Source organism: Streptomyces sp. NPDC060209 (genome assembly GCF_042728155.1).
Lineage (GTDB): Bacteria > Actinomycetota > Actinomycetes > Streptomycetales > Streptomycetaceae > Streptomyces.
Map to the genome: position 1 here is coordinate 23,063 of NZ_JBHWZS010000073.1, position 9,028 is coordinate 32,090.

Sequence of the window (9,028 nt, forward strand, 5' to 3'; positions counted from 1 at the left end):
GTCCCTCGACCCATTGGCACCTGTACTTGCCAGATCGCCATCGCGTGCTCCCACTCAGCGCGCACCATTCATGCGTCCACGCGCGCTGCATAGCATGATTTCCGTCATGCCAAGGAAAGCGCATTTCCAACATACGCCCTGAAAGGGCGACTTGCATCCCGCACCTCCACCAATATTGAATCGTCAATTGCTCACCCAGGCGTTGATGCAGGTCCAGATCACCGGCGACGACGACCACGCCAAGGCTTGCCCCGCGCGAGCAGCGGGCCGGTGGGCTGGTGGGCCGGTGGGCCGGTGGGCCGGTGGGCCGAGCGGAGAGTCGGTCAAGGCGCCGTTGCTTCGACAAGGGTGAGCACGTCCGCAGTGGGCCGGACATCGCCGAAGGACCGGTACACCGTGCGCAGGGTTGCGTTGTGGTCCTGGTCGCGGCCGGTGGAGTTGGCGTCGGCGACCATGACGACTCGGTAACCGAGTGTCCAGGCGTCGCGGGCAGAGCTTTCGCAGCACACGTTCGTGACCGTGCCGGTGATCAGAACCGTTTCGATCCCGCTCTCCTGGAGGAGTTCGGGGAGCGGGCAGCGGCCGGGGAAGAACGCGCTGGGGGCGGACTTCTCCACCACCAGGTCGTCGGCACTGGTGGTGAACTCGTGCCAGAGACGGTCCCGGAGAGGTCCGGTGCCACCGGATTCTCGGAACATCTCGGCTGCGTCGGGGCCGTGGAATTCGTCCCCGACCGGGGTCCGGTCGGTGCGCGCGGGCAGGACCCAGGCGACCGTTCCGCCGACGGAACGCAGGCGATCGGCGAGCGATTGGATGTTCGGGACGATGCCGCGCGTGTAGGGGTTGGCGTCGACGAAGAACGGCACCATGTCGATCACGACCAGCGCGGTGCGGACGGGGTCCAGGCTCGTGTACGCGAACCGGCGGCCTCGCCGTTCTTCCTGGCGCCGGTACTCCCGGTCCTCGATGTGCCAGGCATGGGTGCGACTCCCGGTGTCCGGCATGAGGGTGCTCCTGTCAGTCGTGGTCGGGGTGGAGCTTGCGGTTTGTGCCGGAGCGGCCGATGTCCAGGTCCAGGAAGGAGGTCAGCGTTGTGCCGTTGTTCCAGAAGCCGAGCAGGTTGACGTCGATGAGCGTCAGGTGCTGTCGGGCGGCGAATTCGCGGGCCGGTTTCGTGAAGACGCAGGAGGCGACGAACACGGGGACGTCGGCGCCGTGTTCGGCGCGGGCGGTGCCGTTGAACGTCTGGATGTCGCGGCTGCCGACCGTGCGGTGCTTCGCATAGTGCTTGGCCTGAATGACGATCTTCCGCCCGTCGGGCAGGCGGCCGATCACGTCGGCTCCCAGATCGCCGGAGCCGCCGACCCGCTTCACTTCGGTGCAGCCGTCCCGGCGGCACAGCTGGGCGATGTACTCCTCGAATTCTCGGTCGCCCATCGCCCAGACCGCCTCCAGCGACCGGCGCGCCTGTCGCTGTGCTTCCTCGGCGAGCCGGGCCTTCTCGGCCTGAGCTTCGTGTCGTCCGGCGCGTACCGAGACCATGACAACGGTCGCGGTGACCACGGCGGCCAACGCCACCAGCAGCATTGTCCCCATGTGTGTCTACCCCTCCCCCGCTTCAGGCGGTGTGCCGCCTTGTTGCTTCCCATAAGGCAGGTGGTCCATCCGGCGGGTGGGCCCCTTCATGCACCCGCATGCCGGGGACCTGTCCCGTTACGCGCGCGAGAACAGCCGCCTCGCTCTTCAACCACAGAGAGCCGCGTCAGGCAGGATAGGTACCCATGGCGGGTGGGAGAGACAAGCTCATAGAGCTGTTGCAGCGTGCGGGGCTGGAAGTTGTCGGGGACCGGCGGTTCGAGGAGGTACTGCCGCCCCGATCCGCGTGGCGGCCGGTCGTCTCGGGCGGTGCCGAGCCGACCGTGGCTGTGAGGGGGGACCTGCCCGACCTGGTCGCCGAGCTCAACGCACAGTGGGACCGGCTCGCAACCGACAACGGGATCTTCGGCGAGGACGGCGAATTCCTCATCGACGTCGCCGGCAACTGGACGGGGTGTACACCCAGGCGCTGGACGCGGGTGCGGCTCACCGGTCGGTGGGACCTTGCAGGAGTGCTCGGTGAGCGGCCCGGACAGCCGGACGCTCCGACCTCACCGAGGAACAGCGGGCGGACATCCCCATCGACTTCGACCCGCGCAGCCACCACCACCCGCTCGCCTGGGTCATGGCGCTGCACCACGATCCCGGCGCCATGCGCCGCCTGGCCGCCTCCACCCACCCCCTCATAAGCAGGAGCGTCGCCCGAGCCCGCCACCTACCGCCGGACGTCATCGAACGCCTCGCCCGAGACGAAGACCGCGTCGTCCAGCTCTTCCTCGCGGAATCCTGCGACGATGCGCCCGCGGACATGCTGCTGAGGGTGTGGCAGTGGTGGACCGGCAGCCTCAGCACGCCTGACCGCCCCTACGGGCATCCGAACTTCCCCCGTCGCGACCTGCTCCGCTACGCCGACGACGCGAACCCGCGGATACGACAACTGGCCCTGGACGACCCGGAGTCGACGGCCGGGATGGTCGAGCGGTTCAGCCGTGACAACGATGGGGAAGTACGGGACCGGGCCGTGGCCGACCCCCGGTTGACACCCTCGTCGGCCGTGCGGCTACTGGACGACCCCCACGAACGCGTGCGCCACAAGGCTGCCCGGCATCCCGGACTGCCCGCGCGGGTGCTGATCCGTCTTCTGCTGGACACCGACACCGCGCAGGCGGCAGCCAGGAACCCGGCGTTGCCCATCTCCGTCATGGAACGGATGCTCCAGCGGATCCAGCTTCCGGCCGACGCCACACCGGGGCCATGAGCCGGTCGGCCGACGGCTGCTCAGCAACTGCTGATGAGGCGGCGGGGAAGGCGCAACCCGACCGTCCGTGCATGCCCGACCGTCAGGATTCCGGGTCCGGAGCAATACGGGTGAACGCTCCGGCAGCAGCGGCCAGGGCGGCCGTGGCGGCGGCGTAGCCGGGCAGCTGCGGATCGGGGGCGGTGCGCAGGAGTACCAGCTGGTGGTAGAGCGGTGCGGTGGAGGCGATCAGCAGGCCTCGCGCGTCCGTGTGCGGCGGAAGTTCGCCGCGTTCCACCGCGCGCTCGACGAGGGCCTCGCAGCGCGCGTACCGGTCCTCCCAGAGCTGCTGTTGGGCGTGGGCGGCTTGTTCGGAGCGGAACGAAGCGGCCATCAGAGCTTCCGCGATCGACGGTTGCACGGTCAGCGATTCCTGGATCTCGTCGTTCAACGCCGTCAGGTCGCCGCGCAGGGAGCCGGTGTCCGGAGGTTGCCAGTCGTCCTCGCCGGCGGCATCGAGGACGTCCGCGATCAGGCCGCCGACGTCCTGCCAGCGCCGGTAGACCGTGGCTCGGTGCACGCCCGCGCGTGCTGCGACGCCCTCCATCGTGAGTCCTTCGTAGCCGTGTTCGCCGAGTTCGGCGCGCACCGCGTCGATTACTTGTGTGCGGATGCGGGAGGTACGGCCGCCCGGTCGGCGGACGGGCGGTGCGGCAGGGTGGGCGCGTTCGGGCGGGTGGTCCGGCGAGTGGGTCATGGGAATCCGGTTGCTGGGCGTGGCTGGATCATGGCAGCATCTTAATGCAACAGTCGTCGCACTAGTGGAGTGACCGGTGTTCTTCCGAAGCGTTTTCCCGGCCCTGCGGTCCCAGGTGACCGTTCCGTTCCCGACTGCTTCGGAGTTCCCCGCATGCCTACCCAGATCACTGCGTTCGCTGTCAGCAAGTCCTTCGACGGCAAGCCCGTTCTCGACTCGGTGACCTGCTCGCTCGCCAAGGGCGAGCGCACCGGAATCGTCGGCGAGAACGGGTCCGGCAAGACCACCCTGCTGCGGCTGCTCGCCAAGCGTGAGCTACCCGACCAGGGAGAGGTCGTCCTGCAGGCCGACGGCGGAGTCGGCTACCTCGCCCAGGACGGGCTGCTGCCGCCGGATGCGACGGTCCAGCAGGTCATCGACCAGGCCTTGGGCGATCTTCGCGCGATCGAAGCGCGGATGCGCCGCCTGGAGACAGCGATGGAAGGCGGGGACGAGTCGGCGCTCGCCGCGTACGGGGAGGCCGTATCGGCCTTCGAGCTGCGCGGCGGCTACGACGCCGATGCCCGGGTGGAACGTGCCCTGCACGGCCTGGGCCTGCGGCAGGTGGGCCGTGCCCGGACCGTGGGCGGTCTGTCCGGCGGCGAACAGGCCCGGCTGCGTCTGGCTGCGGTGCTGGCAGCCGCTCCGGAGGTACTGCTGCTGGACGAGCCGACGAACCATCTGGACGAGGAGGCATTGGTGTGGCTGGAGGAGCACCTGCGTACCAGGCGGGGCACCACGGTGACCGTCTCCCATGACCGGAGCTTCCTCGAACACGTCGCCACGGCTCTGCTGGAGGTCGACGGGGACCGACGCGGCGTCGTCCGGTACGGCAACGGCTACGCCGGCTACCTGGCGGAGAAGGCGGCGGCTCGCAAGCGGTGGGCCCAGCGCCACGACCGGTGGCGTACCGAGGTCGACCGGGTGCGTGACTCGGCATCGGGTACCGCTCGTCGAGTGGCCCCCGGCCGGGCGATGAAGGACGGCAACAAGCTGGCGTACAACCGGGCCGGCACCCGCGTACAGCAGTCCCTGGCCAGCAGGGTCCGCAACGCCGAGGAGCGGCTGCGCCGGCTGTTGGCCGACCCGGTCCAGGCCCCGCCGGAGCCTCTGCGCTTCTCCCCTGTGCTGCGCGCCGGACAGCTGAACGGCGACGTGCTCTGCGCGGGCACAGTCGCCGTCGCAGGCAGACTGGACTTGATCGATCTTACGGTCCGGGCGGGCGAGCACCTGCTGATCACGGGTGAGAACGGCGCGGGCAAGAGCACCCTGCTGCGCGTACTGGCCGGCGACCTGGCACCCGACCGCGGGCGGGTCATCAGGCGTGGCCGGATCGGCTATCTCCCGCAGGACCCCGATCCCGGTTCGGCCGAGCAGACGGTTCTGGCCGCCTACGCCCATGGACGAGCTGGGGAGGCCGACAGCCACGCCGAAGGCCTCTTGGCCCTGGGGCTGTTCGGCCGTGCACAGCTCGCGATGCCGACCGCGCGGCTCTCCACCGGCCAGCGGCAGCGGCTCGCCCTGGCACGGCTGGTCAGCCGGCCCGCGGACGTTCTGCTGCTCGACGAGCCCACCAACCACTTGTCCCCATCCCTCGCCGGGGAACTGGAGGCCGCCTTGGCCGGTTTCGCCGGCTCCGTCGTCCTCGTCAGCCACGACAGGCTGCTCCGACGCCGCTGGAAGGGCAACCGCCTGACCCTGCACGCCGCCCGAGCCCCCGTGGCCGGAAGCTGAAGTCACCAGCCCCCACCGCTCCAGAAAGGAATCGGACTCACGATGCCGCCAGTTCCGGCCGACCCCACCGTGCTGCACCCGATGCCCGGCCAGGCCCGGGTGGTGCTGCTCAAGCCCCTGGTGAAGTCCCCGCTGATCCAAGTCGGCGAGTACTCCTACTACGACGACCCGGACGACGCGACCGCGTTCGAGACACGAAATGTCCTCTACCACTACGGCCCGGAGAGACTCGTCATCGGAAGATTCTGCGCACTGGGCACCGGAGTGCGGTTCATCATGAACGGCGCCAACCACCGCATGGACGGCCCCTCGACCTTCCCCTTCCCCACCATGGGCGGCTCGTGGTCGGAACACTTCGACCTGCTCACCGGCCTGCCCGGCCGAGGGGACACCGTCGTCGGCAACGACGTCTGGTTCGGCCACGGGGCGACGGTCCTGCCCGGCGTACGCATCGGACACGGCGCGATCATCGCCTCCGGCGCGGTGGTCACCAGCGACGTACCCGACTACGGCATCGTGGGCGGCAACCCGGCCCGGCTCATACGCAACCGCTACGACGACCAGGACGTCACCCGGCTCCTCGCCGTGGCCTGGTGGGACTGGCCCCCAGAACACCTCACCGAGCACATAAGGACGATCATGTCGGGCTCGGTCACCGAGCTGGAAGCAGCTGCCCCGGACACCCTTCAGCAGTGACACCGACGGATACACCTCGGTCCCGCCCACCCCACTCACGAAACGAGAGATCACCCATGCCCGACCGCCGTGCCCACATCGCGATGATCGGCATCCCCATCGTCAGCCACGTCCTGCCCAGCCTCGCGATCATCCGCGAGCTGGTGGCCCGCGGCCATCGGGTGATTTATGCCGACGACCCGGCCGTGACCGACCTGATCACGGCCACCGGCGCCGAACTCATCCCCTGCACCTCGGTGCTGCCGGTCGCCGACAACGACTGGCCCGACGACCCCATCGCCGCGATGGAACTCTTCCTCGACGACGCCGTTCAGGCCCTCCCGCAGTTGCACAGTGCCTACGACCACGACCCGGCGGACCTGTATCTGTACGACATCGGCGCTTACGCTGCCCGCGCGCTCGCCGAATCACAGGACCGGCCCCTCATGCAGCTCTCTCCGACGTTCGTGGCCTGGGACGGCTACGACCAGGACGTCGCGGCACACCTCCGGAAACTGCCCGGCGCCGACGCGTACCGGGCCAAGTTCGCACAGTGGCTGGCCGACTGCGGGGCATCGACCACCGACGTGGACACCTTCTCAGGACCCCCCGCGCAGGCCCTCGCCCTGATCACCCGGGCGATGCAGCCGCACGCCGAGCAGGTCGACTCCGACACGGTGACCTTCGTCGGTCCGTGCTTCGACACAACGGCGGACACCGACAGCTGGACCCGGCCGGCCGACGCGGAGAACGTGCTGCTGATCTCCCTGGGTTCGGCGTTCACCCGCCAACCGGAGTTCTACCGCCAGTGTCTGGCTGCCTACGGCAACCTGCCTGGCTGGCACGTCGTACTCCAGATCGGCAAATACACCGACCCGCAGGAACTCGGCACCATTCCGCCCAACGTCGAGGTACACCCCTGGGTCCCGCAGCGGGCGATCCTGGAACGGGCGGACGCCTTCGTCACCCACGCCGGCATGGGCGGCTGCGGCGAAGGACTCCTTGCGGGCGTCCCGATGATCGCCGTGCCGCAGGGCGCCGAACAGTTCATGAATGCCGACCGGCTCGTTGAACTGGGCGTAGCACGTCGCATCGACACCCCCCAAGCCACCGCCGACACCCTCCGAGCAGCCCTGAACGACCTGGCCACCGACCCGGAAGTCGCCCGCCGCTCGGCACTGCTGCGCACCGACGCACAGGCAGAAGGCGGAACCTCGCGCGCCGCAGACCTCATCGAGAACATGCTGGCCTGAGCCTGCCCACCACAGCCAGGGGAGCACGACGCCCTGGCCGTCGCCGGCAGCCCGGCGGAGCGAGCGGCGCGTAGCCACAGCGACCGCAGGAGAACGCCGAGGTGAGCACCACAACACCGCACACGAGGAACCCGTCCCCGACCGGACCACCCAACTCGCAAGGGAGTACGCCGACATGGGCGGCATCGCCCCTTCGGGAACCGCCTGTACCGTCACTCACCACGGGAACACTGCCACCCGCTATCGTGGCGCCGGCAACAGGACCCGCCCCGTCATCGCGAGCGTCAATGATCAGCATCGGGCTACGGCCGGCCCGGCGAAGGGGGCGATCACGTCGATCCACACCGTCGAACTCGCTGACACACACCACATGCACGAGCTACTCGGACCACCCTGTTGAACCCGCCGTGGACAACATCGCATTCGGGAGACCCACTTGACCACCATAGGCATCATCCTCGGAACCACCCGCCCCGGCCGCGTCGGACCGCAGATCGCTGAATGGATCGCGAAGACGGCCAGTACCCGGGAGGACGCAGACTTCGAACTCGTCGACATCGCCGACTACAACCTCCCCCTGTTCGACGAGCCGCGATCCCCGCGGATGGGCAACTACGAACACGACCACACCCGCGCCTGGGCGGCCAAAATCGCCGAGCTCGACGGGTTCGTCTTCGTCACGCCCGAATACAACCGATCGATCCCGGCCGCGCTGAAGAATGCCATCGACTTCATCTACAACGAGTGGAATCACAAGGCCGCCGGTTTCGTCGGGTACGGCAGCAACGTCAGCGGTGCCCGCGCAATCGACCACCTGCGGCATATCGCCGGGGCGGTACAACTGGCGGCCGTTCACACTCAGGTCCACCTGTCGCTGCAGACCGACTTCGAAGAGTTCGCGACCTTCACACCTGCCGAACGCCACGAGACCGCGCTCCAGCACATGCTCACCGAGGTCATCCGCACGACAGAGGCGTTCGCGCCGCTTCGTCATGCCTGAACGACACCACGTGCGCCATTCGACGTCGATACCCACAGCATGCCGATCCCAGCATCCGGCCACCCCGAACCGGCCCGAGCAGCTGACCGCCACCTCGGGCTTCATCACAAGAACATGACAGAGTCATCACTTACGTTCCAATTACCTTCACCACTCCTTCACTTGCTGCCATGATGCTCCAGCTGAGACCAGAACCAGCAGATGGAGCACCTCACATGGCCGACACCCAGCCCAACACTGCGCCCAGCCCGAGCGCTTCGAGCCCGACCGGTGGCGCACTCGCGCCCACGGCTTCCGGCGCACTCCAGTTGTCCGGCGCCGCGATGAAGCGTCGCGGACCCGTCGCCGTGTGGCTCGGCCTGACACTCATAACCCTCGGCATCTACCAGCTGGTGTGGTACTACAAGATCCACAACGAGCTCCAGGAGTTCGACCGGCGCCAGACCCTGAAGCCGGCAGGCAGCCTGCTGGTCCTGCTCTTCCTGGGCTGGACCGTGATCGCCCCGCTGATTTCCTTCCGAAACACCGGCAGGGCCATCGCGAACGCCCAGCGCGCCGCCGGCCTGCCGGTGACGTGCAGCCCCGCCACGAGCATGTGGCTGATGTTCGTTCTCGGTCTGAACGTCTGGTACATGCAGCGCCAGCTCAACCTGGTCGTCGAGGCCTACCCCGAAGCCGCACCGGGCACCGCGGTGTCTCTCGCGGCCTGACCTCGCCGACCGACCGCTGATTTCACG

The 9,028-nt window shown here is 68.5% G+C and carries 9 protein-coding genes; 6 read left to right on the forward strand and 3 right to left on the reverse strand.

Translation table 11 applies throughout. From position 1 onward, the window contains the following. Positions 1–323: 323 nt before the first annotated feature. Both ACFWFI_RS16465 and ACFWFI_RS16470 read right to left on the reverse strand, forming a co-directional pair. Positions 324–1,004 carry an isochorismatase family protein gene (locus ACFWFI_RS16465; RefSeq protein WP_387390191.1) on the reverse strand — a complete coding sequence of 227 codons (681 nt, stop codon included), beginning with the start codon at positions 1,002–1,004 and terminating at the stop codon, positions 324–326. Between the two features lie 13 nt (positions 1,005–1,017). After that, positions 1,018–1,596: a restriction endonuclease gene (locus ACFWFI_RS16470; RefSeq protein ID WP_387390194.1), complete on the reverse strand. Its 579-nt coding sequence runs from the start codon at positions 1,594–1,596 to the stop codon at positions 1,018–1,020. 625 nt (positions 1,597–2,221) lie between these two features. On the opposite strand from ACFWFI_RS16470, the gene ACFWFI_RS16475 reads away from it, so the two are divergent. Then, complete coding sequence (locus ACFWFI_RS16475) at positions 2,222–2,854, forward strand: hypothetical protein (protein ID WP_387390197.1); 633 nt, start codon at positions 2,222–2,224, stop codon at positions 2,852–2,854. Between the two features lie 82 nt (positions 2,855–2,936). Here the strand turns inward: ACFWFI_RS16475 and ACFWFI_RS16480 are convergent, their stop codons facing one another. Further along, positions 2,937–3,590 carry a TetR/AcrR family transcriptional regulator gene (locus tag ACFWFI_RS16480; RefSeq protein WP_387390199.1) on the reverse strand — a complete coding sequence of 218 codons (654 nt, stop codon included), beginning with the start codon at positions 3,588–3,590 and terminating at the stop codon, positions 2,937–2,939. Positions 3,591–3,743: 153 nt separating this feature from the next. On the opposite strand from ACFWFI_RS16480, the gene ACFWFI_RS16485 reads away from it, so the two are divergent. From ACFWFI_RS16485 to ACFWFI_RS16505, 5 genes are all read left to right on the forward strand, one after another. Next, positions 3,744–5,363 (forward strand): ABC-F family ATP-binding cassette domain-containing protein, encoded by a 1,620-nt coding sequence (locus tag ACFWFI_RS16485; protein WP_387390202.1) that lies wholly within the window; start codon positions 3,744–3,746, stop codon positions 5,361–5,363. A 42-nt stretch (positions 5,364–5,405) separates the two neighbouring features. Beyond that, positions 5,406–6,059 (forward strand): CatB-related O-acetyltransferase, encoded by a 654-nt coding sequence (locus ACFWFI_RS16490; RefSeq protein ID WP_387390205.1) that lies wholly within the window; start codon positions 5,406–5,408, stop codon positions 6,057–6,059. 56 nt (positions 6,060–6,115) lie between these two features. Beyond that, a complete protein-coding gene (locus ACFWFI_RS16495; RefSeq protein WP_387390208.1) occupies positions 6,116–7,291 on the forward strand; it encodes a macrolide family glycosyltransferase in 1,176 nt (391 codons plus the stop codon). A 436-nt stretch (positions 7,292–7,727) separates the two neighbouring features. Further along, the gene (locus ACFWFI_RS16500) at positions 7,728–8,291 is read left to right on the forward strand and encodes an NADPH-dependent FMN reductase (RefSeq protein ID WP_387390211.1); all 564 of its coding nucleotides are present in this window, start codon (positions 7,728–7,730) and stop codon (positions 8,289–8,291) included. A 215-nt stretch (positions 8,292–8,506) separates the two neighbouring features. After that, positions 8,507–9,001: a DUF4234 domain-containing protein gene (locus ACFWFI_RS16505; RefSeq protein ID WP_387390213.1), complete on the forward strand. Its 495-nt coding sequence runs from the start codon at positions 8,507–8,509 to the stop codon at positions 8,999–9,001. Positions 9,002–9,028: the final 27 nt, after the last annotated feature.

What these genes read in the sequence shown, in the direction of transcription:
- ACFWFI_RS16485 (WP_387390202.1), top strand. Translation starts at nt 3,744, where the DNA reads ATGCCTACCCAGATCACTGCGTTCGCTGTCAGCAAGTCCTTCGACGGC.
- ACFWFI_RS16505 (WP_387390213.1), top strand. Translation starts at nt 8,507, where the DNA reads ATGGCCGACACCCAGCCCAACACTGCGCCCAGCCCGAGCGCTTCGAGC.
- ACFWFI_RS16475 (WP_387390197.1), top strand. Translation starts at nt 2,222, where the DNA reads ATGGCGCTGCACCACGATCCCGGCGCCATGCGCCGCCTGGCCGCCTCC.
- ACFWFI_RS16470 (WP_387390194.1), bottom strand. Translation starts at nt 1,596, where the DNA reads ATGGGGACAATGCTGCTGGTGGCGTTGGCCGCCGTGGTCACCGCGACC.
- ACFWFI_RS16480 (WP_387390199.1), bottom strand. Translation starts at nt 3,590, where the DNA reads ATGACCCACTCGCCGGACCACCCGCCCGAACGCGCCCACCCTGCCGCA.
- ACFWFI_RS16495 (WP_387390208.1), top strand. Translation starts at nt 6,116, where the DNA reads ATGCCCGACCGCCGTGCCCACATCGCGATGATCGGCATCCCCATCGTC.
- ACFWFI_RS16465 (WP_387390191.1), bottom strand. Translation starts at nt 1,004, where the DNA reads ATGCCGGACACCGGGAGTCGCACCCATGCCTGGCACATCGAGGACCGG.
- ACFWFI_RS16490 (WP_387390205.1), top strand. Translation starts at nt 5,406, where the DNA reads ATGCCGCCAGTTCCGGCCGACCCCACCGTGCTGCACCCGATGCCCGGC.